This window comes from Longimonas sp. (assembly GCF_040409695.1).
Lineage (GTDB): Bacteria > Bacteroidota > Rhodothermia > Rhodothermales > Salinibacteraceae > Longimonas.
The window spans coordinates 1-21,714 of sequence record NZ_JARWGJ010000199.1 but is presented as its reverse complement, the minus strand read 5'-3'; the positions used below and the strand labels follow the sequence as shown (position 1 = coordinate 21,714).

The 21,714-nt window shown below is 55.4% G+C and carries 21 protein-coding genes; 14 read left to right on the top strand and 7 right to left on the bottom strand.

What is annotated here, in order from left to right:
- Positions 1-319 precede the first annotated feature (319 nt).
- Positions 320-700, bottom strand: coding sequence for a hypothetical protein (locus PPP56_RS12000; RefSeq protein WP_353564285.1), 381 nt, complete (start codon positions 698-700; stop codon positions 320-322).
- A 597-nt stretch (positions 701-1,297) separates the two neighbouring features.
- On the opposite strand from PPP56_RS12000, the gene PPP56_RS11995 reads away from it, so the two are divergent.
- The 12 genes from PPP56_RS11995 (at position 1,298) to PPP56_RS11940 (ending at position 9,983) form a co-directional block, all read left to right on the top strand.
- A complete protein-coding gene (locus PPP56_RS11995) occupies positions 1,298-2,338 on the top strand; it encodes a helix-hairpin-helix domain-containing protein (RefSeq protein ID WP_353564284.1) in 1,041 nt (346 codons plus the stop codon).
- A 48-nt stretch (positions 2,339-2,386) separates the two neighbouring features.
- Positions 2,387-2,629, top strand: coding sequence for a gas vesicle protein GvpG (locus tag PPP56_RS11990; RefSeq protein WP_353564283.1), 243 nt, complete (start codon positions 2,387-2,389; stop codon positions 2,627-2,629).
- 76 nt (positions 2,630-2,705) lie between these two features.
- Positions 2,706-4,598 (top strand): ArsA family ATPase, encoded by a 1,893-nt coding sequence (locus PPP56_RS11985; protein ID WP_353564282.1) that lies wholly within the window; start codon positions 2,706-2,708, stop codon positions 4,596-4,598.
- Between the two features lie 60 nt (positions 4,599-4,658).
- Positions 4,659-4,889 carry a gas vesicle protein gene (locus tag PPP56_RS11980; RefSeq protein WP_353564281.1) on the top strand — a complete coding sequence of 77 codons (231 nt, stop codon included), beginning with the start codon at positions 4,659-4,661 and terminating at the stop codon, positions 4,887-4,889.
- Positions 4,882-5,307, top strand: coding sequence for a gas vesicle protein K (locus PPP56_RS11975; RefSeq protein ID WP_353564280.1), 426 nt, complete (start codon positions 4,882-4,884; stop codon positions 5,305-5,307). Before PPP56_RS11980 ends, PPP56_RS11975 begins: the two co-directional genes overlap by 8 nt.
- A gap of 94 nt (positions 5,308-5,401) precedes the next feature.
- Positions 5,402-5,824 carry a gas vesicle protein gene (locus PPP56_RS11970; RefSeq protein ID WP_353564279.1) on the top strand — a complete coding sequence of 141 codons (423 nt, stop codon included), beginning with the start codon at positions 5,402-5,404 and terminating at the stop codon, positions 5,822-5,824.
- Between the two features lie 341 nt (positions 5,825-6,165).
- Positions 6,166-6,387 carry a gas vesicle structural protein GvpA gene (gvpA, locus tag PPP56_RS11965; RefSeq protein WP_353564278.1) on the top strand — a complete coding sequence of 74 codons (222 nt, stop codon included), beginning with the start codon at positions 6,166-6,168 and terminating at the stop codon, positions 6,385-6,387.
- Positions 6,388-6,682: 295 nt separating this feature from the next.
- A complete protein-coding gene (gene gvpN, locus PPP56_RS11960; protein WP_353564277.1) occupies positions 6,683-7,642 on the top strand; it encodes a gas vesicle protein GvpN in 960 nt (319 codons plus the stop codon).
- An 18-nt stretch (positions 7,643-7,660) separates the two neighbouring features.
- Entirely contained in the window at positions 7,661-8,035 is a 375-nt protein-coding gene (locus tag PPP56_RS11955; protein WP_353564276.1) for a hypothetical protein, read from the top strand.
- A 50-nt stretch (positions 8,036-8,085) separates the two neighbouring features.
- Positions 8,086-8,838 carry a GvpL/GvpF family gas vesicle protein gene (locus PPP56_RS11950; protein WP_353564275.1) on the top strand — a complete coding sequence of 251 codons (753 nt, stop codon included), beginning with the start codon at positions 8,086-8,088 and terminating at the stop codon, positions 8,836-8,838.
- A gap of 25 nt (positions 8,839-8,863) precedes the next feature.
- Complete coding sequence (locus tag PPP56_RS11945; protein WP_353564274.1) at positions 8,864-9,076, top strand: hypothetical protein; 213 nt, start codon at positions 8,864-8,866, stop codon at positions 9,074-9,076.
- Between the two features lie 40 nt (positions 9,077-9,116).
- Entirely contained in the window at positions 9,117-9,983 is an 867-nt protein-coding gene (locus PPP56_RS11940) for a GvpL/GvpF family gas vesicle protein (protein WP_353564273.1), read from the top strand.
- Between the two features lie 6 nt (positions 9,984-9,989).
- Here the strand turns inward: PPP56_RS11940 and PPP56_RS11935 are convergent, their stop codons facing one another.
- From PPP56_RS11935 to PPP56_RS11920, 4 genes are all read right to left on the bottom strand, one after another.
- Complete coding sequence (locus tag PPP56_RS11935) at positions 9,990-10,943, bottom strand: hypothetical protein (protein ID WP_353564272.1); 954 nt, start codon at positions 10,941-10,943, stop codon at positions 9,990-9,992.
- 71 nt (positions 10,944-11,014) lie between these two features.
- The gene (locus PPP56_RS11930) at positions 11,015-11,782 is read right to left on the bottom strand and encodes a hypothetical protein (protein ID WP_353564271.1); all 768 of its coding nucleotides are present in this window, start codon (positions 11,780-11,782) and stop codon (positions 11,015-11,017) included.
- Between the two features lie 69 nt (positions 11,783-11,851).
- A complete protein-coding gene (locus tag PPP56_RS11925; protein ID WP_353564270.1) occupies positions 11,852-12,358 on the bottom strand; it encodes a PAS domain-containing protein in 507 nt (168 codons plus the stop codon).
- Positions 12,359-12,450: 92 nt separating this feature from the next.
- Positions 12,451-15,030: a coiled-coil domain-containing protein gene (locus PPP56_RS11920; protein WP_353564269.1), complete on the bottom strand. Its 2,580-nt coding sequence runs from the start codon at positions 15,028-15,030 to the stop codon at positions 12,451-12,453.
- 688 nt (positions 15,031-15,718) lie between these two features.
- Here PPP56_RS11920 and PPP56_RS11915 point away from each other — a divergent pair.
- The gene (locus PPP56_RS11915; RefSeq protein WP_353564268.1) at positions 15,719-16,360 is read left to right on the top strand and encodes an RNA polymerase sigma factor; all 642 of its coding nucleotides are present in this window, start codon (positions 15,719-15,721) and stop codon (positions 16,358-16,360) included.
- A 273-nt stretch (positions 16,361-16,633) separates the two neighbouring features.
- The gene (locus tag PPP56_RS11910; RefSeq protein WP_353564267.1) at positions 16,634-17,683 is read left to right on the top strand and encodes a tetratricopeptide repeat protein; all 1,050 of its coding nucleotides are present in this window, start codon (positions 16,634-16,636) and stop codon (positions 17,681-17,683) included.
- 202 nt (positions 17,684-17,885) lie between these two features.
- On the opposite strand, the gene dnaN is transcribed toward PPP56_RS11910, so the two are convergent.
- Both dnaN and dnaA read right to left on the bottom strand, forming a co-directional pair.
- Positions 17,886-19,019, bottom strand: coding sequence for a DNA polymerase III subunit beta (dnaN, locus tag PPP56_RS11905; protein WP_353564266.1), 1,134 nt, complete (start codon positions 19,017-19,019; stop codon positions 17,886-17,888).
- 155 nt (positions 19,020-19,174) lie between these two features.
- Entirely contained in the window at positions 19,175-20,692 is a 1,518-nt protein-coding gene (gene dnaA, locus PPP56_RS11900; RefSeq protein ID WP_353564265.1) for a chromosomal replication initiator protein DnaA, read from the bottom strand.
- Positions 20,693-21,714: the final 1,022 nt, after the last annotated feature.

Sequence of the window (21,714 nt, the reverse complement as noted above, 5' to 3'; positions counted from 1 at the left end):
TCCATGTCGCCAAGGGCTGCTTGTGTGGGAAGGTGTTGGTCCATCTCCCTTCCAAGCCGCCTGCGGCGACATGGTTTTTTCTACCCCTGATTGGCATGTCTAATTCAGGTCTGGTATGGGTGCAGCCTTGGCGTAGTGCACACAGATAGATCGCAACACCGAGCACGGCGTTGTGAGCGCATCGAGGATGTGCCTTTAGGGTGCCACCGTGGACCTTACAAGTAGAATGAACCGAGTCCAACTGGCACACAAGATCGCACCACGGAGTACTCGGGCTCTCTCCTCGCGATGGCTAAGGCGTAAACGTATTTTCGCCGACTTACTCACCCGCAACATCAGGATGGGAATTGCGGATTTCTTTGTTCGCTTCTTTTTTCATCCGGATAACCTCTTCAGCATCCAGAATGCCTTTCTCGACGAGGCGCACCACAACAAACTGAAGCACCATGATGTCACGCTTGTTCACGAGAATGACCTCACCTACGTCCGCGTCTTCTGGAAGCCCGAGCAGTGTAGACGGCTTCCTTCCTTGATTGGCCTGGTCCGATGTGGATCGCTCTGCACCGTCTTCATTCTTTGATTCAGCAGAACGGCCCGGCATCGCCTCACGGTCGTCGTCGCGCACTGAAGGGCCTTGCTCTTCAGCCTCGGTTGTCGATGTAAACGTGCCGGGGTCGAGTCCACCCCAAAGTCGTCGCATGGCAGGCTGTTTCTTGATAATCAGTGTATGACTGCGGTGCTATCATCGTCATGATATGCGTTCAGCGAGGCAGATTGCTGGTTGCTGCCTGCTCGATCGGTAGCTTCCCTTTCTACGTACCTGTAACAGCAATATACTTGCCATAATGACCGAGGACTATCTTTTTCTCACGCTGAACCGCCATCTGTGTCTTTTTTTGCAAGGTACCATTTTGTCTTCCCAACCCATCTCCTCTTTTATCTCTGCGCATGTGGTCCAATAGGCCCTATCTGTTTTCCTTTAGAGGCGGCTACCGGCATTTTTAATAGTAATACGCATCTGGCCTATGCCAATAAGCTGCTACTTGCTACTGTATTGTACAATTTTACCTTTCCTCGTTTCTTTTACTCCCTACAGGTATCATATTCGTTGCGCTGCGCCACCTTGCATCTGCCTACAGATGCCTGTATCCTTTTCTCTTGACGTGATTACCGATCTACGTTTACAATGGCACGTATGTAGCAGTATGTTTTATGTGCGTCGAATACACATGAGAGCGTACAGTGGGTATACACGCCTCAAAACTTCCCGTAGCCGTTTCCTCTTTCCTTTTGCATCATGGCTTCTATCTCTGAACAAGTACGACAGCTCAAGCAAGAAATGGCTGAACAGCGCCTTGAACGGACCCAGGCTCTTGAAAAGCTTCGCAGCGAGGTTCATGCGGTGGGAGGCGATGTTTCTGAAATGCTTGCCCAGTTTCGAGAAGAGCGCGCCACCGCGGCACGCGTGGGCCAGGCAGAACGCAAGCAGCGGCTTCAGGAGCTCCGTAACGAAACCCAGTCTATTACCGGAGGGGTAGCTGACATGCTTGCTCAGTTTCGTAACGAACACGAGGCCACCTCGCAGGCTGAACTGGAAAACCGTACCACTTTCGTAGAGCAGGTGCGCGGCCAGGTTGAGGCGCTCCTCAACGACGCACGCGAGGCGCGAACCAAAGCACACCGTGCCAGCCAGGCAGACCGCCAGGAAACGATGAAGCGCCTCTCGCAAGAAGTTGCACAGCTTATTGCCCAGAGCCGGTCGGAACGCGGATCGCTCATGGATTCCATTCGGGCGGATACGAAGCGCATCCTCGAAACGGCCCGTGAGGAGCAGGCCGAACGCCGTGCCGATATTGAGGCTATGCACCGGGCGTGGACAGAGCAGGCAGAGTCGCCAATCTCTGACATAGATCCGGCCCCGACCTCTATGTCTTCTGAGGCCTCAGGCACCCCAACGACCGATGCCTATCCTGAGACGCCTTCGCAGGATGCTACGCAAGAAACGCCCTCTCCTGAAGCGCCTTCTGAACAGTCGGCCACACAGGACGCAGAGGCATCTTCTGAAGCCCCACAGCCCCCTTCTATTCAAGTGCCCGGCGACGCCTCAACTCCCACAGAGCAAGAAGCTGATGCGCAGGAGCCCGATGACTTTTCGGTCCTGCAGGGCGTAGGACCCAAAATTGCCGACGAACTGCGCGCTGCAGGCTATGCTACGTTCAAAGACATTGCTGTAGCCTCTCCCAAAGAGATTCGCGAGAACGTAGAGGGGCTGCCGCCCTTTGTGAATGTGGCGTCGTGGATTGACCAGGCCAGCAAACAGGTTAAGGGAGCTCAGTAAGCCGCGCGTTTTCATACCTGTGCCAACCGCTCGCATCCCACCATACCCATGTTTCTAATCGACGACATTCTGCTGGCTCCACTTCGCGGGGTGCACTTTATCGCGTCGTCGATTCATGACGCGGTGCGCGAAGAGATCGAGAGCGAACGGCAAGCGCTACGTAACGAACTGAACGATCTTTATATGGCGCTTGAAACAGGCGACCTGTCTGAGGAGGCGTTCGACGAACGGGAAGAGGAGGTCTTAGACCGCCTTGACGAGCTCGACGCACTGCAGGAGCGCGTACAGTGAGTTAGCCGCCCTATACACTGTTTCCTGCTTACGCCCCTCACTGCTTGCGTATGTCTTTTCTACTACTGCCTGTCACATGCCTGATGTACCGCCGTTTGTCGATGCCCCGCCGCCACTGCTCTTTGTTGTAGGGAAGGGCGGTGTAGGCAAGACGACGTGTGCTGCCGCAACGGCGCTCTGGCAGGCCCGGCACAGCGATGCCCCTGTGCTACTGCTTTCGACCGATCCTGCCCACTCGCTTGCTGACCGGCTCGCCGGAACCGACACGCCCGATACCCTGCACGTCGAAGCGTTCGACGCGCGCAAGGCTGTTAACGCGTTTCGAGATAGCCACCGCGACACGCTGCATGAAATTGTCGCACGTGGTACGTTCTTCGACGATGATGATATTCAGGAACTGCTCGACTTGGCTCTGCCCGGCATCGATGAGGCCATGGCTGTGCTTCGCATCGAAAAGCTGCTTTCTGCGGATGCGTATGCATCCATCATTGTCGATACCGCTCCAACAGGACACACGCTACGGCTCTTCGAGATGCCAGAGCGTTTTCAGACATGGATTGACTTCCTGGATGTGCTTCTCGAAAAGCATCGCTACATGCGTGCACGCTTCAGCGGGCACACCGCCTCCGACGCGCTCGACACGTTCGTCTACACGCTCCGAGACCGTGTTGAACGCGTGATGAGCACCTTGCGCACTGCCGACCAGGCCGGCGCGCTGGTTGTTACGCAGGCGGAACCAGCTATCACATCGGAGACAAATCGGCTCATTAATCGGCTGCAGCAGCTCTCCGTTTCCCTCAAAGGCGTTGTAATCAATCAGTGGTCGGCGGCCGCTGCGCAGGCTGACCACCCTGAATACTGCGACAATGCACCGTGCTGGACCCTCCCCGAGTTCTCGCAGGATGCGCTACGGTCTGCGCTACCCGTGCTCTGGACGCACGCTGCGCCGCTTTCTCCGGATGCAACGGATTCCACGGGCACCGTGCCTAATGGAGATTCCGAAGGCAATGCCTTGGATCAGCTGCAGCTGCCTCCACAGGTTACCCACCCGCTCCCGCTTCCCGACCACCGCCTGTGGCTCTTTGCCGGCAAAGGCGGCGTCGGAAAAACCACGCTGGCCTGCGCAACGGCCCTGCATCTGGCCGCGGTCTCTCCTTCGTCTGAGCCCGGTCGAGTGCTGCTGTTATCGACTGATCCGGCTCACTCGGTTGCCGACCTCTTGCAGCGGCCTGTTTCAGATACACCGGCGGCTATTACAGACGGACTCGACGCTGCCTGTGTCGATGCCGAGACTCACTTTGACCGGCTACGCGCAGAGTATGTAGAGGAGGTGCAACAGTTTTTTCAGCAAGCCGGTGGCACGCGCTTCGACATGCCCCATGACCGCCAGGTGACCGAGCACCTCCTGAACCTGGCCCCGCCAGGCATCGATGAAATGATGGCGGTTACTGCTACGCTCGATCGGCTCGACGACAGCCGCTACACGCACCTGATTCTGGATATGGCACCGACCGGGCATTTCTTTCGTTTTGTGGAGATGCCGGACGTGTTTGACGCCTGGATTCGATCGCTTTTTCGCCTGCTGCGCACGTACCGACGCGTGGTGCACGCTCCGCGTCTCAACGACCGGCTGGTACGCCTCTCTAAAGGCGTTAAAGCGCTTCGGAAGATGCTAACGGGGCAAGACGATCAACATGCAGGACACGTCTATGCTGTTACAATGCTCCACCGCATGGTGCATGCCGAGACAGAGCGCTTGGTGAACCATTGCACCCACGCAGGGTTGAGCATACCGGCTCTGTTTGTCAATAACATCATGCCCGATAGCGCATCGACGGCCAGCGTTACGCTCTCTGAGGTGCAGGAGGACTTTCCCAAGCAGCATGTCGTTCAGGTTCAGCGTGGAGCGCCTCCTCTTGGTGTCGACGCGCTTCGGCAGCTGGGCCGCAGGATGTACACGACCGCTTAGCTGCGCTTTTACACCGCCTGTAGCTTCTACCTGTCATCGTCTGCCATAGTCTTCTACATTATGCCCGAAGCGCTGCCGCCTCCCCAGTACGTCTCGGACGTCACACTTGCCGAAACGCTTGATCGCGTTCTCGACACCGGTGCCGTACTCCGCGGCGACGTCGTGATCTCTGTAGCCGATGTGGAGCTGCTCTACCTCGACCTCCGCTTGCTTCTAAGCGCTGTTGACACGGCCCGTGGATACGGTGCGATGCGCTCTTCTGCCACCCCGGACCCCGCTTCCCATGAGTAAATCTGTTCCGGAAGACCTCTTTGTACCTGACCCTGCAGCCCGTCTGTCTCGTGCCGACGATCTCGCCGTGCATGACATTGCCCCTGGCTCTGGTGCAGCCCCGACTCCATCGCAGGGACCTCGGCGCGTGGAGGTCGACGAAGACAACCCCGGCAAAGGACTTGCACATCTGGTGCTCACCCTCATCAAACTGATTCATGACCTGCTGGAGAAGCAGGCCATCGGCCGCATGGAGCGCGGAACGCTCACCGACGATGAGGTAGAACGGGTTGGACGCACGCTCATGAAACAGGCCGAAGAGCTGGAGCGACTCTGCGACGTATTCGGACTCGAACTTGACGACCTTCACCTGGACCTTGGCACCATCCAGCACCCCGCCGGCCAAGCTGATATGTCGCAATCTGAGCCGTCGTCTTAACTGTCGTCTTAACCAAGACGGTTGGCAACACACTTGCTGGGCATATCGAAAACGCCCTTATTTACCTTTTACGGATAGATTCTTCTCGCTCACTATGAGCCGCTCAATGCAGAACATGCGCGGACCGCGCAGCTCCACCCTCGCCGACATTCTGGAACGTGTGCTGGAAACCGGCATCGTTATCGCCGGCGATATTAAGGTGAACCTGAACGATGTGGAACTGCTTACGGTGCAGATTCGGCTTATCATCTGCTCGGTCGATAAGGCAAACGAGATGGGCATGGACTGGTGGAAGTCGGCTGACTTTCTTCAGTCCCAATCGGGCTCAGAAGGCACGTCTGGTCCGAATTCAATCAATCAAGAGCAGTTTGACGCGCTCAATGCCCGCCTTGACCGGCTGGAAAAGACGATGCAGCGCCTTGCTGCCCCCGCATCCTCTGATACACCCCCTCAGAAGGATTCCTCTGAGAATGGAGGAGCGTCATCACATGACCCGACTGGAGACGACGAGAGGTAACCCGGTCGGCAGATGCGACGTGTGAGATCGGGACGCTGCACATCTTCTGCCTCCATGTATTGGTAAAGTTACGATGCGTCTTTTATTTCCTACTCGCTGGTTCATATACTGAAATTACTTGCCGCAAAGCACCTCCATGCTCAACATGTGTAACTTGCATCGCGTTCGGACGTCGGCCAATGAGTGGAATGATCTTTGACTGACACAGTGGTGTGAATATGCCCTGTTAGCTCCCGTTCGCTGCCGGTTCTCTACGAGAATGCGTCAGGAAACTGTGGGCATGACTCGCGGCAGTTCGTTATCTCTCTTTCGCACACGTACTCACACAACGAGGTATCAATATGGCTGAAGTTCAAAAGACAAGTGACGCCAGCGGTCTGGCAGAAGTGGTTGACCGTATTCTCGACAAAGGCATTGTCATTGACGCATTTGTCCGCGTTTCCCTGGTAGGTATTGAGTTGGTTTCGGTAGAGGCTCGTATCGTTATTGCCTCGGTAGAAACCTACCTGAAGTATGCCGAAGGCATCGGTCTTACGGCGACTGCAGCGGCTCCTGCATCGTAGTACAGAACATACCCATGCTCGCGCCTGAGCCTGCTCGTGCTGCAAGCATGCCGTGGCTCTGGACGGGCCTGCTATGTACCGGGCAGGGAGACTGGATGCGCGTTGTGCCTTTGTGCCTCTGTGCAGCCGGCTTTCCTGCTTTTTTCGTTGCAGTCGTTCCGCGAGGAGCAGTTGCTGCGTGTGCCTGCATTGAGTATGTCTGTCAGATACACGCCAGACAGCTTCACCCGTCCCAGACTCGCCTGCACGTGTTGCTCCTACCTCGGCTCCTTCCCTCTTTTTGCCCTCTGCTCTTATGGAACCGTCGGAGTCTTCGCCATCGGTTGCCGAAAACTCGCGCCGCCGCGACGGCATCTTTGTCCCGAAGCCGAGTAAATCGTTTGTCGTTACTCCAGCCGTAGAACGGGTCACGCAGCGCGCCATGGTCTACTTGAATGCCGGCTACCCGATTCACCTAACGGGGGTGTCGGGGACCGGAAAGACCAGCCTTGCTTTTCATGTAGCTTCACGGCTGGAACGCCCAGCTGTGCTGCTTCACGGCGACAGTGAGTTTTCACGCTCAGACCTGGTTGGGGGCGAGGTTGGCTACCGTAAGTCGAAAGTCGTCGACAACTTCATCCGCTCGGTGCTCAAGACCAGCGAGCAAGTCCATAAGGTGTGGGAAGACAAGCGCCTGGCGCAAGCATGTCGCGAGGGCTATACGCTCATCTACGATGAGTTCAACCGGTCGCGCCCTGAAGCCAATAACGTGTTGCTTAGCATTCTCGAGGAGCGCATCTTGAACCTTCCAACGCGTGGAGGACAGAGCGAGGGCTATGTGCGTGTGCATCCTAACTTCCGGGCGATCTTTACGTCGAACACGAAAGAGTACGCTGGTACGCATGGCACACAGAGTGCTCTACTCGACCGCATGATCACGATCAAGCTGGAGTACCCAGACCGTGACACCGAGGTGCAGATCACGTGCACCCGCTCGGGCATGCCTGAGCCTCTGGCAACACGTATCGTAGACCTGGTGCGACGTGTTCGCACTCGCCTCGACGACTATCATGGGCCATCGGTTCGGGGCTCGGTTGTGCTGGCGCGCGTGTTCGCCGACCGTACAGACGATGTCAGCCCATCGTCTGCCTTCTTCCGCGATATCTGCCTCGACGTACTTCGCCCCGCCCGTGCCACCAGCAGTCCGGATGCTGAGGCACAGACACGCGAAGTTATCATGGATGCCATCGACGAAATGTATACACAGATTCCGTAACCTTCTTCCTCTGATCGTATGAGCGATTCCTCCGATACGCCTTCTGGCTCCACCCCGAACACGCCCCGGCGTTCCTCGTCCTCTTATGCGCCCCCTCGCGTAAACCGGCCCCGACCGCCCTCCACACGCCCCCCCACGAGCATGCGGTCGCTCTCTACCCAGGAGCCGCATACGCTCTATGTGCGCATGGCCAATCTGCAGATGGCCCGCACGCGCCAACAGCGAATTCGTGCAGCGCTGCAGGCGCAGGTCAACGATTGCACGCAGCGCATCCAGGAAATTGACGACAAGGTGGAAGCGATTAAAGCCGAGATTCAGCAGGCCGAGGCGTCCCGTCGTCCGAAGCCGTCTTCCGATGGATCTGCCGATGGAGGATTTGAATACGAATACTGATTTTTTCGCTCTCTGCTGCTTCGCTGTCTCCCTGAATCTATCTCGACCGAATGAGCCGCTCTGCCAAAAAATATCTGTACGCTGTGGTCCCCGCCGATGACTTTGACGCAGAGGGGTTCACGCTCAAAGGGATTGACCGGGCCCCACTCTATGCCGTGAAACGCGACGGACTCGCCATGGTCGTGAGCAACCTCGACCGCAAGAAGCTTCGTCCCCGGCGGCGGCACCTAAAGGCTCATCACAACGCTGTAAATGCACTCGTGCGCAGCGATGTTGACACGCTGCCGATGTCATTCGGTGTGCTCGCCCAAAGCACCGAAGAACTGCGCACGTTCCTTGCAGCAAACCAGGGCACGCTCCGCCAGCAACTGAAAGACCTACGCAACTGCGTTGAGATTGGCTTTCGCGTGGCATGGAAGGTCGACAACCTGTTTCAGTACTTTGTGGATACGCACGAAGGGCTTCGCGACGCGCGCGACACTTATTTCCAGGATGGGGAGCGTGAACCCAGCCGACAAGAAAAAGTCGAACTGGGCGAGTATTTCCGTGAAGTACTGGAAGCGAAACGCGCCGACTACCGCGCAGCGGTAGAGTCGCACCTGGCCGCCCCCGCCGAGCAGATTCATGCCGATGAGTGCCGCGAAGAGACCGATGTGATGCGCCTTGCCTGTCTTGTGAAGCGTGACAAGGTCGACGCGTTCGATGAAGCCGTGCACGAAGCGGCACAGGAATTCGACGACAACTTTTTGTTTACGTACACAGATCCTACGGCCCCCTACACATTTGTTAACGTAACCCTGTAGCTCACGCGCATTCTCCCGCCTTGCAATGAACCATTCAGACGAACGTCCGGATGCTGCGTCTTCTCTGTTTGAGGCGCTGGCCGACCTGCTCCGCACCGCCGAAGCAGCTGCTGACAAAGAGGGTACCTGGCGCCGCACTGCGTCGTTTACAGCAGACGCTACCGATAAGCCCGGTATCATTGATGCTCAGGTGCGTGTCAGCACCGTAGGCCAATTTTTAGACGCTCCCGACGATTGATTCCGGCAGCTTTCCTCTTTCTGTCTTTGCTGACCCGCCCATGAATGCCTCTGCACGTCCCCTTTCGGTTGATGCACACGAAGCGCTATACTTTTTCTGCCTGGCACGATCAACGCCGTGGACCGCTGAGCATGCCGGTATGAGTGGAAATGGACTGCACGTGCTGTCGCTCGGTAACGTGATCGGCGACGCAGCCGGCGTCCCCATCTGTGCTGTGGTCGACATCGTGGAGCGTGAGGCCTGGACCGGCCCCGAGGCATCCGACAATATGCAGTCGCTGGAATGGGTTGGCACGCGGGCGACCCTTCACGAGGAAGTGGTTGAGCAGGCTATGCAGCACGGCCCCGTGTATCCGGCACGCTTTGGAACGCTTTACTCGTCGTTCGATAGGCTGGTGGATACGGCGCATGCACACCGAAGCGAACTGTCTGCATTCATGGAACGGGTATCGCACGCCGACGAGTGGGCGCTCAAGATGTTTGTAGATCGGGATCGCGCGGCCACCCACCTCTCGGCAAAAGAAAAACAGGCTCCTCCCACATCAGGCACGGCTTATCTGAAACAGAAACAGCGCGAAAAAGAAGCACGTAGCGCTGTAGATACGTGGCTCCAGGAGGTCTCGGATGCACTTTACGACCGGCTCCAGAACGCTGGGATTCGCGAGATTGAGGTGCTTGACCCACGCCGCGCCGTGCTGGCCTCGCCTGATGAAACCCTTGCGCTAAACTGGGCGCTCTTGGTTGGCCGCAGCGATCAGAACGCGCTGCGTGAGGTTATCCAACAGACCGAACGCACTCATGCCGACCACGGACTCTCGTTTCGCCTTACCGGTCCGTGGCCACCATACACGTTTCGTCCTCTCATGTCGCAGCGCGACGAGTCAGCGTCGCCTCGTGACGCTGCGTAGCGTCTGCTATTTGCTAAAGTCGTAGCGCTTCAAGGGGACGGCTTCTGGCGTTGCGTCGGAGCCATTTCCAAGCGCATCCACCCACTGCATCCAGCCTGCTTGCACAGCCTTGTCGAGGCTGTTCATGTACTGTGCGGCTGCGTCAAGAGATGGGCCCTGCACGCAGACTGTTATGGTGTGCGCCTGGTGCCGGTAGCTGCGGGTGGCGTGATAGCCGGCAGCGCGTGCATCGGCATGCATCTGCTTCAGTCCCTGTACCAATGCCTCGGTGCTCCGGTTCGAACTGAAATGAACGGAGGCGCTCCATGTTGGTGCCCCGCGTGTCAGCGAGCGCAGCCATTGCTGATGGTCGCGACGTGCCGTCTGGGGGCCCTCTCGCCCTTCTGGACAGTATACGTTCGGATCCAGATACCCAAGGCGCGCTTGAGCAGGAGCGCGTTGCATCCACCCAGACAATGTGTTGCGCAGTTCATCGATACAGCCGGGGTAGGGCGTTGTCGTAACGGTAAGCCGCCCAAACGGGGAGTGGTTCGTTTTGCCAATAGCGGATGCGTACGTACCCAGCGCTTCTAACGCTGGTCGCGTAGGCCCGTAGTGGGCTGCCTCGCCTGAAACATCTTCGACCCAGGCGCGAAGCGTGCGCTCACGTTGCAGAGCAAGTAGCCCAACAAGTAAGACGCCGTTTGGTCCACGCATTCGGTCGTAGGCCAGACACTGACGCAGCAGTTCACGGTACGACTCTGGCTCTGTGGCATACCCGTTGGCCACTGCGTTCAGTTGAGCTATGGTGAAGAGCGGGCTGTCATAGCTGTACTTCTCGGCCCGGCGCCACACCGTAAGCGGTGGCATTGAAAACGCGCTGGCTATATCAACAGTCCCTTGGGTCTCGTCGAACAGGAGACGTGCCGATTCAACAAGCACCAGGTTTTCAAGCAATGTACCCGTGTTCTGGAGAGGCATACAGGGGAGGTGAACAGAGGAGGAGATGCAAAATAAGATTTTCTCGTTCAGCGTGTGCAGCGCAAATTGCGCTACGCTGCAGACTCTTTCTTGGGGTCTATCCGCTGCATGACGCGCTGGTACGCATCGAAGAGTTGGTCGTGCTTGTCGGCAGTATCGGACACCTTCTGCTCGATGCGGTCAAGCAGGGTATGAGCCATGCGTCCGTCATCAGGATATGACGGCAGCTCCTCGTCTTCTTTCTGGTAGCACCACAGCTCAAGCCGGATCTCGTCGAGCTCGCTACGCAGGCGCTGGAGGAGTGTATTCAGTTCGTCGAGTTCGCTGTGCGCATTGTCGACACGGCTAGAGTCCGCAGCGCCCGCCGGCTCCTCTGATGAAGCTACCTGGTCGTCAGAAGGCGAAGACGTAGTCGGTGAGGCTGCTGTCTGTCCTTCTGCGGTTGTCGCTTGCTCACGCAGGCGTCGTCGCAGCATCTCGATTGCTTTAGCCATCGTTTCGATGACTGCGATGCGCTCTTCCGCGCGAGCTTTATGCTCCTCTTTGAGCGTCCGAATTCGTGCTTCGAGCGATGCAATCTCACGAGCTGCTTCGTCTGCCCCATCAATACCAACGCGGCGCAGTTTGCGTCCGGCACGGTGGTGCTCTCGAAGCAGTCGCTTCATGGTACGAATCTGCCGAAGTGCAGCGTCGGGATGCGACGTACCCAGTTCGCGGCACAGCACGTCGAGCACGGTACGCGGGCGATTTCCCCCCAGCGTATTGGCTGGCGGCGGTGTGCTTGTGGTGGTCGAGGCACGAGATGCCGGGTGGCGTGTTTTAGAAGCAGAGCGTTGCATAGCACGGTGAACGGTTGTGAAAAGGGCCGCCCAAAGCTTGCTCTACGGTACAGGCACTGCTACCGCAGGTTACTTGGCATAGCGAAAGCGAATAAGAAGCCAGTTGTTGGAGCGTTCATCTCGCAGCATACGTACATCCACGAGCGTAGGAGACATCTTATACGTAAACGTATACGTAAATGTCTCGTCTAAGGTGCCTTTCATCATCCCCTCTTTGAAACGACCTCGGAAGATACGGTTGTTGCTGCACGGGGCCACTTGCGTAAAGAAGTCTTTTCCTTCTGCATCTTCCGGGCGTACGCCAGCGTTGCGCGCCTCGTACTCATTGTAGAACAGTACCGTGCCGTCATTATCAACTTTCACGATGCCAAAGTCAACCTCGTCGAGCTCTGCCTCTGAGTACTGGTAGAGCTTCTCGACAAGATCTGGATCTTCGAAGTCAAGCGACACAGCTTCTTGTGAGGAAGAAGCGCCGCTGTCTGCCGTCGATCCGGAATCAACGTTGCTGGCCGGTTCTTCTTCCTCGACGAAATCTTTCGATCGCAGAAAGGAATAGAGATCTGAGTCAGGCTTCATAGTCGTCCTCGTCTTTGAGTAGGTATACAATGCCAGTGAACATCAGGCGAGTGCGCTGCGACCGTAAGTGCATGTGCATGCGTGGAGTACACTTACGGGGTTTGCAGCAAGATCCAATTGGTTGTGCTGCCGGGGGCGCGATGCATGTGCACATTAAAGACGACTGGAGCATGTCCGGGAGCAATAAAGGTATAAGGAAAGCAGACGCGCATCGCATCGTGCTGCGTTCCCTTCTCGAAGCGACCCCGAAACAGGTCGTTATTTGTGCTAAGAGCCAGGTCCTTGAAGAAGTTCTGGCCTACCAGCTCCTGTGGGTCGGTTTCTTGCAGACGCGGCAGCCTGCACGCTGCTTCGTTGATGTAGTGTACGGTTCCATCATCCCCAACCTGGATGACGCCCACGGAGTGGTCATCCCACGTATGGGGCGGTTCTGTACGGAGTGCATTGAGCCGGTCTGTTCCGAAGATGGGCGCTGTTGCACTCAGCTCGAACTGGCTCGTCTTCTTTTTAGAGGCATTCGTGCCGGACGAGCGACTTTCGGACTCCGACTGTGCCTGTGCACTGTCTGTGGTGCGTGGATCGGGCCCCTGAGGCTGTGCGGGCACCTCCCCATCTGCTTGCAACTGTTTTAGCTTGTTGATCGTGCTTTCTTGTTCGCGGATACGTGCTCTGAGGCGCTCGATATCGGCAGACAGCTCCTCCGCTTCCTGCTCCAGCGTTTCGATCGTATCTACCGCGTCTTCAGGATCTTCTATTCCCTTGTCGTACAGAACTTCGATCTGCTCATAGAGCGTAGACAGCTGCTCGCTCATGCTTGCAATAATCTCCTCGTTCTGCGTGTCAGAGGCGTCTGGGGTCTGCTCGCGTTCTCTGTACAGATCGTTGAGCTGGGCATTCATTGTGTCGACCATAGAGATGAGCGCGTCTGCATCCGAGACGCCCAGTTCACGCTGCAGCTTGTCTTGCTCAGCATAGAGCGCTTCAAGCTGCTGAAAGGTACTCTGTCCGTCGTTGGTCTTCTGGGCCTGATTAATGGTTGCCTCCTGAGCCGCATAGAGCTCGCTTAGCTGACTCGACATGCTTTCGATCATGTCGATAGCGTCTTCTACGTCGTTGAGTCCAGCAGCGGCCAGCTTCTCTTGCGCTGCGCTGTCTTTGCGTGATGCGCTACGCTGTACCTCATTGTCACGCTTCAGCGTCTCTATGCGGTTTTGCAGCGCCGTCATGGTTTTGCCGAGCGTATCGGGGGCAGATTGGCCTGATACGTATCCCGCAGCAGCCTCTATGCGCGCCTGAAGCTCGTCATTAACAGGGCGAATCTCAACGCGCTGCACGTCTTGAGAGTCTACAGGGTCGATCGTAACACTGTGTCCGAGCAGATGGTGGAGCTGTTGCAGGGCATCTGCATCTACCAGTACGTGGCGATTCATCAGTTCAGTGAGCGTGCTGAGTCGCTTCTGCGCCGCCGCCTTTTTCTGATCTAACTGCTCGGCCATACGCTGCACAATCTGGACCATGTCGCGCGCGTCTTGCACGGAAGACACGCCCAGTATGCGTCCGATCTCCGGATCGAGACCTTGGGCACCTGCCAGCGCATCCGACGATTGCACCGCTCCATGCAGTCTCTGGAGATGCGAAACGATACGCTGCAACTGCTCTGCGGCCCGCTGACTCTCAGGGCGCTTAATGGATGCCGTGAGCCCGTCCAGGTAGGGCGAGAGGGATGCGTGCAGCGTCGTGGTAATGTCAGCAAGGCGCTCGATCCGCTGAGCGATTGCTTCGAAGTCAGCAATCGACACCATTCCCAGCGTATCTTTCGCCTCATGCATCAGGGTCTGTGCCGGCCCCACGATATGCTCCCAGCTTGCGTCGAGGTCTTGTGCGTACGCCTGGATTTGCTCAACTTGCTCGTGCAGCGAGGCGTCTTCGTTAAGCGGCTGTGGGGCGTCATCCAGGCGCCGCCGGAAGATTTCAAGGGCCTGTTGGAGCGCCTCTTTCACCTGCGGACTGGCACCGGGCTTCTCTGATGCTGCCGCCTGAACATGCGCTGGGGGAACGGTAGGGCGATCTACGTATAGCTCTGGCGGCGAAGCGTCGCTATCAGCATCGCCACCAGACGCAACCTCGGAGTCTCCAGTGCTCAGCTGGTCGCGCAATGCTTCACACGTGTCGGTAAGCCGGTCGATCTCGTTGAGGGCCTCATCGACGCTAGCAAACCCAGCAGCCACAAGCTGTTCTTTCTCTTCGTAGAGTGCATCCACCTGATCCTGAAGGCTTTGGATCTGGCGTTTTGTGGCTTCAAAGCTATCTGCTTCGACCAGGTCGATAAGCGCCTCCAGCTGCTCCTGGCTGCTCTTGATGTCGCGCAGCTCTTCGTCGCTGTCTAATTGCTCAACGAGCGATTCGTTGTGCTCGCGAAGCGTGTGCAGACGCGTGCGTACGTCATGTAAGAGGGCCTCGGTCTCTTCAACGGGGGGCAGTCCGTACGCTGACAAGGCGTGCGCCTCTTCATCGCCATGAACGCGTTCATGTACCGAAAGCACGCGGCTCACCACCGCAGAGGGGTCTTCTGTATTCAGAAGCGAGCAAAGCTTTGCCCACACCTCTTCTGCAGACGCGTCTTGCGGAAACGAGTGAGAGGATGAATCTTCGTGCAATGAGGTATCAGGCATTTCCGTTGGCGGTGCAGGCTGAAAAGTGCTTTACTTATGCGGCCAGGTGCAACATCAACAAACGTACAGAAAGGCGGAAGCACCTGTGTGTCGTATATACTGCTGCAATGAACCACTATTTACTGTAAGAGACGAAAGGTTTTCCTGTAGGGATGCCAACGCAAGATTCAAATCCGTGTTCACGGCTCGTGCATGTCATGCATGCAGGACGCTACCTCCACTGGTGCTGTCATTTTTGTTCTGCGAGATGGTATGTACCTGCATCCACAGTAGGAATGATCAAGAAGTGTTCCGAATCCGTAACGGCTCTGTGTATGTAACGTTATCCATTCTGTTTATTGGCCTCCCATTGACGACTTAACAGCTTTCCAGCCTACTATCAGGAAAGGCACAGCGATTGCTATTTGACAATATTTGAACGCAAGGCAATGCAAAAGGCCTCCTCGCCACGAATTTAACCGCACGTTACGCTTTTGGTAGCTGTGGTGATTGTCCCTCTCCGGTCCCAACTTCCAGTGCTCCCCTGTCCTGCGGCATCCCTTCACGTTACGCACAAACCGTGTATAACGAAGTCTTTGCATGAAAGCCGCTGGTGTGAATGCAGGTGATGGCTCAATGCCTTATACTGTTATTCAATATGGATATAGGTTAACGGTCTTATCTCTCTTAAATGGCAAGCTTTTAGCATATGGCCGGTTCTTTCGACTTAAGTATTATCACTGACCGTCTTCCATTCGGTATTGACGATGCCAAGGCCGTAAATGCACTGTATGTTCAGTTTATTGATGACCCGTCTCCTGAACGCGAGCAGTTGGTTGAAGCTTGGACATATGGGTATATATGTAAATACATGGCTGCAAAACATGCCAAGGGAAGCATTCGGCACGTTTCAGACATTGAGATGCTCATCGGTAAAACGTACGAGCGAGTGCGTAAGGGGCGACCAACGATTAAGGAACCGGACAAGTATGCGCACTGGGTTAGCGTAGTCACTAAAAACACGTTTATTAATTATGTAAACCGGTATCGTGTCGAGACCGATTCCATTGAGGATGAGGAGACCCCTGCGCTTGAAAGTATAGGGGCAACCACAGAGATCGACGAAGACGTTGGCTTGCGGCGTCAGGTTTTAGAACATGCGCTTGACCGCCTGCCGCCTTATCTTCGAAAGGTAGCCCGGCTCTATTACTTCAAAGACCTCTCATTCAAGGAGGTTGGCGAGCGTCTTGGAAAGTCAGCGGCAACCGTCCGTGTATATAAGTCGCGCGTCCTTAAAGCCCTACGCGAAGACCCGGAACTGAAACATGTTTTTCTTGAACAGGGCGGCTAACCCTATTCAACCGCTTAGGACACCTTTTAAGTGAAAATAGTGTCTATCGTCGATATTAACGTTACGCTATAACGGGTTGATGTGCCCCTACCTCACGAATGGTTTTTTAAGTTGCTTTCGTGGAATACAATCCACACAACCCAATACCTGACTTTGGTCTTTACGTATTCTCTCGCTGAGCCCCCACCAAATCCGATAATCGGATCTTGATTCCACATATGATACAGCATCATTGTACATTGGCCCACATCTCAACTAAACGTTGGTACTCTCATGGATAAAGTTGAGCAGCAAATTTTTAGATATGGCGAGCTTTCGGATACAGAGCGCGAAGCCCTTGAACGGTCTATCGCTCAGGCGCCCGACTTGCAGAAACTTCTCGACGAAGTAAAGCGCCTGGAGAACGAGTTTCGAAGCGTTTATATTCCTTCACCGGAATCGCACTCTGTTCCAGATACTCTGCTTGCGCTTTACGCCGTCCATGAAGCCCATGACGTTGCGTCTTCTGAAGCCCTGTCTCCGTTTTTCAGCGAGCTCGAAGATCGGCTCAACACCGATGCCGAACTTGCTTCTCGCCTTCGTCCCATGCAGGAGCGTGCTCGTGAGGCCCAACAGACTTTTGATCTCGCTCAGCACTTTGCCTCTGTAACAGGGCATACACTTGAGGACCTTCCCGTACAAGGCGAGTTGGAAAAATCCAATCCCTCTTCGGCGGCAGAGCGCACTACGAAGGCCGACCGTGCTACTCGCTCGCCTCAAAGGCCTTCAAATCGCTCAGAGGTTCGCGATCGATTCGTTAGCTATACGTGGTATGCCGGAATTGCTGCAGCCGCTTCGGTCCTCTTGTATGGGGTGCTCTTTGTCTTTAGCATGGCCACGCAATCACCGGCCGAGCGCATGGCTGTGCTCGACAGCGCAGAAATGCAAATCGAAGGGTACCAAGTACGTACGCGCAGCGCTGTAGAAGCTACAGCTGATAACGACGAACGCTTTCTCGTAGCCCTCCACCTCCTCGACGAAGCGCATAGCTCAATCCTTGGACTTTTTCCACGATTCGATCCAGCTAAAATAGAAGAGGCTCGCGACTTGCTTCAACAGGTTGTCGATGCAGAAGAGCCCTCATCTTTTTTACAATTAGAGGCCTACTTTTTTCTGGGCAAGACACATCTTAGCCAGGAGGAGGTCGAATCTGCCCGCACTGCTTTCCAGCGTGTTGTGGTGAATGAAGGCCGCCGAGCACCCGAGGCATCCCGACTGCTTGAGGAGATTGAACGACACTATCCCGTAGAGGTCGATTTCATTCCTGAAGAACACAGCCTCTAACGAACAGCGTAAGGGGCAAATCAGATTATTCCTTGTGGGTACTGCTCTACGGATTGAGTAGAACGAAGAAAGGCGACCTCCCAGATTGGGAGGTCGCCTTTCTGTCATTGAGGCTGTGCCGTGGAAGCCGCCCCAGATGGGAATGGGATCGTACTCACGCTGTGCCTGTTGTTGGGCATGAGCACGTGGTTACCCACACGCATTATGCATACGTATTCAGCATAACCGGCATAATCAGCATCAGGATATCCGGGTCTTCTGTGTCATGCGGCACCACGATACCTGCGCGGTTCGGAGAGCTAAGCCGGAAGAGCACCTCTTCAGCTGTTACGTTGCCGAGCACTTCGGTGAGGTACTCTGAGTTGAACCCGATCTCCATCGCCTCACTGTCGTACTCGCAGCGCACCACCTCTTTGGCCTCGCTGGAGCGCTCGATGTCTTCCGCCGACACGGTCATCTCGGACTCTGTAAGCGCCAGACGGATCTGGTTCGTCATGCTGCTTGAGTAGAGGCCAACTCGTTTTACAGCGTTCAGCAGCGTCTCTCGATTTACGATCAGCTTTCGGTCGTTCTCGTCAGGAATAACCGCTTCGTAGTTCGGATAGGTCTCATCAATCAGGCGCGCAATAACGCGTGCCGTGTCGAGCGTAAAGCTTACATGTCCATCGCTCACGCCAATCGTGCAAAGCGCGTCGTCATCCAGCGTGCGGCTCACAAGCTTTGTGGCCTTTTCTGGGACGATAAAGGATACCTCCGCATCACTCTGCAGCGCCGGTCGGTCAAGCTTGACGAGGCGGTGCCCATCAGTTGCAACGATACGGCTGCCGTCAGTATTCATCTGAAAGTAGATGCCCATCATCGCTGGGCGTAGGGCATCTTTGCTCACGGCAAAGCTGGTCTTGTTGATTGCATCACGCACCAGAGCCCCCTCCGCAGCAATCTCGTGTGCAGCGTCAACCTCGGGCAAGTCCGGAAAGTCCTCGCCATCGTGCCCCACCATTTTGTAGTGCCCCTGATCCGTTTCCAAGCGGATCTCAAAATCGCTGTTTGCAGCAAATGAGACCGGAAGGTCGGGTAGTGCTCGAAGCGTATCGATCAGGCGCTTTGCAGGCACAGCGATCCGATTGGCCTCGGTACCGTTCGTAGCAAACTGAACCGGCACCTGCTGCACAATCGATATTTCAAGGTCGGTGGCACTGAGCACCAGCGCCGACCCATCCTCGCTCTTTTCGAACAGAATGGACTCTAAGATGGGCAACGTGCTCTTAGAGGGCACAGCACCTTTTACGGTATTGAGCGCGTCTAAAAGGTCGGAACTGGAAACAGAAAATTTCATGGCGACGTCGGCGTGAGATCGCAAAAAGTATAGAGGTATATGTACTGTATGTGCAAGAAACAGATCCGCATGAACCAGCGCGTCTGACACTGCATCTGCCCATTGCGAACAGACCTACTTCTTGACTGTGTCTTGACTGTGTGTAGTGGGCTTATTTAGCGGGCTCGCAGCTCTATTTTGCGCCCAATCTGGTCTACGGTGTCTCGGAACTGTTCGTCTGTTTCAACTTGGTCTTCGACCGTTTTCACAGCGTGAATCACCGTGGAGTGGTCGCGCCCGCCAAAGTGAAGTCCGATCGTTTTCAGCGAGTGCTGTGTCATTTCTTTGCAGAAGTACATTGCAATCTGACGAGCCCGCACCACCTCACGCTTACGCGTTTTAGCCCGGATGAGGTCTTCAGCAATATCGAGGTACTCGCAGACCGTACGCTGAATCTCCTCAATGGTAAGGCTAACCTGCACGTCTTTCATCAGGTCGCGTAGCACCTCCTTGGCAAGTCCCAGGTCGATGTCGCGCTGGTGCAGGCTTGCGTGGGCCATCAGGCGGATAAGAGCCCCCTCAAGCTCGCGAATATTGCTCTTGATGTTATGCGCAATAAACTCGATCACTTCCTGGTCGAGGTCGATATTATCATCCTCGGCTTTACGCTGCAAAATCGCGATGCGTGTCTCAAGTCCTGGAGACTGCACATCAGCAGAAAGTCCCCACTTAAATCGCGACAGCAACCGCTCCTCAATGCCATCGATCTCGCGCGGAGAGCGGTCTGCAGAGAGTACGATCTGTTTTCCTGACTGGTGCAAGGCGTTGAAGATGTGAAAGAACTCTTCCTGTGTCTTCTCTTTACCGCTGAAAAACTGCACATCGTCGACAATGAGCAGATCGATCTGACGGTAGAACATCGAGAACTCGTTGATTCGGTTGCGCTGAATCGACTGGACAAACTCAGTCGTGAAGCGCTCGCTCGATACGTAGAGCACCGTATCGGCCGTTTCTTCTTCCTTGGCCTGGTTGCCAATCGATTGGATAAGGTGCGTCTTGCCCAGTCCGACGCCTCCGTACACCAGGAAGGGGTTGTAGCTCGTTCCACCCGGCTCCTGAGAGATGGCCCACGCGGCGCTACGGGCCAGACGGTTACAGTCCCCCTGAATGAACCGGTCAAACGTATAGTTGCTGTTTAGCTGACTGTCAATTTCCGCTTTCTGGATTCCAGGAATAGCAAAGGGGTTGCGAATCCCCTCCTCATCACTGCTCTCTGAAGATACAGACGAGGACCGGCTTGGAGGCTGTGCCCCGGTTGGTTGCGGACTCCCGGCAGACGACTGCTCTGTAGAGGGGGTAGACGCAGAGCGCGTCGGCGGTCTTGACACGGTGTGCTGATCCGCTGCACTGACGTCAGTATCAGCTTCTTGCTCGACGACGATATCGTAAAACAGACGCCCGTTCTCGCCAAGCACCTTAGTTACCGTCTTTCGTAAAAGCGAGTAGTAGTGCTCTTCCAACCACTCGTAGTAGAAACGACTTGGCAACTGCACCGTCAGCTTACGCAGGTTATCATCTTCCTCGATGGACTGTGCCGTGAGCGGCTCGAACCATGTTTTGAAGCTCTGCCGACTGACATGCTCCTGAATATGCTCAAGGCACGCACCCCACACTTGTTCAGCAGATTGCTCCATACCGTAGGCATGTTAGTTGACCGATTACATCGCATGCAGGCTCAGCGGCCTGGCCACATAGAAAACGGCCAATTAAGTTAGTGATTAGATCAAAAAATTGATATCAGCGCGCTGCAGGTGCTGTGTAACTGCTTGAAACGCAAGCTGCAAAGCATGCAGATGTGGGGCGTGTAAGTAGCGTCCTGCTAATACAACTCACACCTACATTTCTACAGGCTTTCCTCAGCCCACCAATCATTGTTTTTATCTACAGAGATAGGACTGGCGGGCGCTTTGTCAGTGCTTAAGTAGACTTCTTCCCAGCTCGTTCTTTACACCTGGCGCACACATTACCACCAAAGTTATCCACAGCATCTAAAGCTACACCGGGGAGGTGTTCTATGTAGAATCAATGGCAACAGAAGTTATCCACATTTTATCCACACGGGGACTTATGGGATAAGGCACTGATTCTTAGGTGCTTAGGCTTCGACTGACGAACAAAGGCGGTAACAGCTTACAAACGCATTGTGGAAAACTTGGGGATGTAGAGCTTCTACTTACTTTTTGAACAAGTTTTCCACACCCATGTGCTGTACGCAGCCCTTACGCTGTCTGCGCCATGACGTGTGATTGATGTCTGTGTGCATCTCTGAGATTACTGGCTGTTTTCTGTAACCTCAAAGACTGTAGGACCCTGCACCGTGTGTTAAGACATCTCTCAGGGAGAGCGCTTATTCTTCAGGTAGGAAACAAGCCGTTGCTTGCTTACAGCGAAGCTTTTTAGCAATGCACAGCTATACCCATGGTTTCGAGTGGCCATTGCCAGCTTTCCCAGCGGCTGCCAGCAACTACGTGTACCTGTACCGGTGCTGATGTTGTTGGTGTACTAACCCCTCTGCGCCGTGCATCAGCAAATCAGCAGATCTTATGAGGCCAATCACTTAGAACCTGTTTTGATTTCTTAATTTGGGCACCCCAGGAGTACTTCCTCCCTGCGGTCGGGGCGCTGCGAGCGGCTCCGCTGGGCTGCAAATTGTCCC

Excerpts from the sequence above, each read along its gene's own strand:
- PPP56_RS11975 (WP_353564280.1), top strand. The coding sequence starts at position 4,882 with ATGAGTAAATCTGTTCCGGAAGACCTCTTTGTACCTGACCCTGCAGCC.
- gvpN (WP_353564277.1), top strand. The coding sequence starts at position 6,683 with ATGGAACCGTCGGAGTCTTCGCCATCGGTTGCCGAAAACTCGCGCCGC.
- PPP56_RS12000 (WP_353564285.1), bottom strand. The coding sequence starts at position 700 with ATGCGACGACTTTGGGGTGGACTCGACCCCGGCACGTTTACATCGACA.
- PPP56_RS11935 (WP_353564272.1), bottom strand. The coding sequence starts at position 10,943 with ATGCCTCTCCAGAACACGGGTACATTGCTTGAAAACCTGGTGCTTGTT.
- PPP56_RS11980 (WP_353564281.1), top strand. The coding sequence starts at position 4,659 with ATGCCCGAAGCGCTGCCGCCTCCCCAGTACGTCTCGGACGTCACACTT.
- PPP56_RS11920 (WP_353564269.1), bottom strand. The coding sequence starts at position 15,030 with ATGCCTGATACCTCATTGCACGAAGATTCATCCTCTCACTCGTTTCCG.
- dnaN (WP_353564266.1), bottom strand. The coding sequence starts at position 19,019 with ATGAAATTTTCTGTTTCCAGTTCCGACCTTTTAGACGCGCTCAATACC.
- PPP56_RS11930 (WP_353564271.1), bottom strand. The coding sequence starts at position 11,782 with ATGCAACGCTCTGCTTCTAAAACACGCCACCCGGCATCTCGTGCCTCG.
- PPP56_RS11995 (WP_353564284.1), top strand. The coding sequence starts at position 1,298 with ATGGCTTCTATCTCTGAACAAGTACGACAGCTCAAGCAAGAAATGGCT.
- PPP56_RS11910 (WP_353564267.1), top strand. The coding sequence starts at position 16,634 with ATGGATAAAGTTGAGCAGCAAATTTTTAGATATGGCGAGCTTTCGGAT.
- PPP56_RS11915 (WP_353564268.1), top strand. The coding sequence starts at position 15,719 with ATGGCCGGTTCTTTCGACTTAAGTATTATCACTGACCGTCTTCCATTC.
- PPP56_RS11925 (WP_353564270.1), bottom strand. The coding sequence starts at position 12,358 with ATGAAGCCTGACTCAGATCTCTATTCCTTTCTGCGATCGAAAGATTTC.
- gvpA (WP_353564278.1), top strand. The coding sequence starts at position 6,166 with ATGGCTGAAGTTCAAAAGACAAGTGACGCCAGCGGTCTGGCAGAAGTG.
- PPP56_RS11970 (WP_353564279.1), top strand. The coding sequence starts at position 5,402 with ATGAGCCGCTCAATGCAGAACATGCGCGGACCGCGCAGCTCCACCCTC.
- PPP56_RS11945 (WP_353564274.1), top strand. The coding sequence starts at position 8,864 with ATGAACCATTCAGACGAACGTCCGGATGCTGCGTCTTCTCTGTTTGAG.
- dnaA (WP_353564265.1), bottom strand. The coding sequence starts at position 20,692 with ATGGAGCAATCTGCTGAACAAGTGTGGGGTGCGTGCCTTGAGCATATT.
- PPP56_RS11940 (WP_353564273.1), top strand. The coding sequence starts at position 9,117 with ATGAATGCCTCTGCACGTCCCCTTTCGGTTGATGCACACGAAGCGCTA.
- PPP56_RS11985 (WP_353564282.1), top strand. The coding sequence starts at position 2,706 with ATGCCTGATGTACCGCCGTTTGTCGATGCCCCGCCGCCACTGCTCTTT.
- PPP56_RS11990 (WP_353564283.1), top strand. The coding sequence starts at position 2,387 with ATGTTTCTAATCGACGACATTCTGCTGGCTCCACTTCGCGGGGTGCAC.
- PPP56_RS11955 (WP_353564276.1), top strand. The coding sequence starts at position 7,661 with ATGAGCGATTCCTCCGATACGCCTTCTGGCTCCACCCCGAACACGCCC.
- PPP56_RS11950 (WP_353564275.1), top strand. The coding sequence starts at position 8,086 with ATGAGCCGCTCTGCCAAAAAATATCTGTACGCTGTGGTCCCCGCCGAT.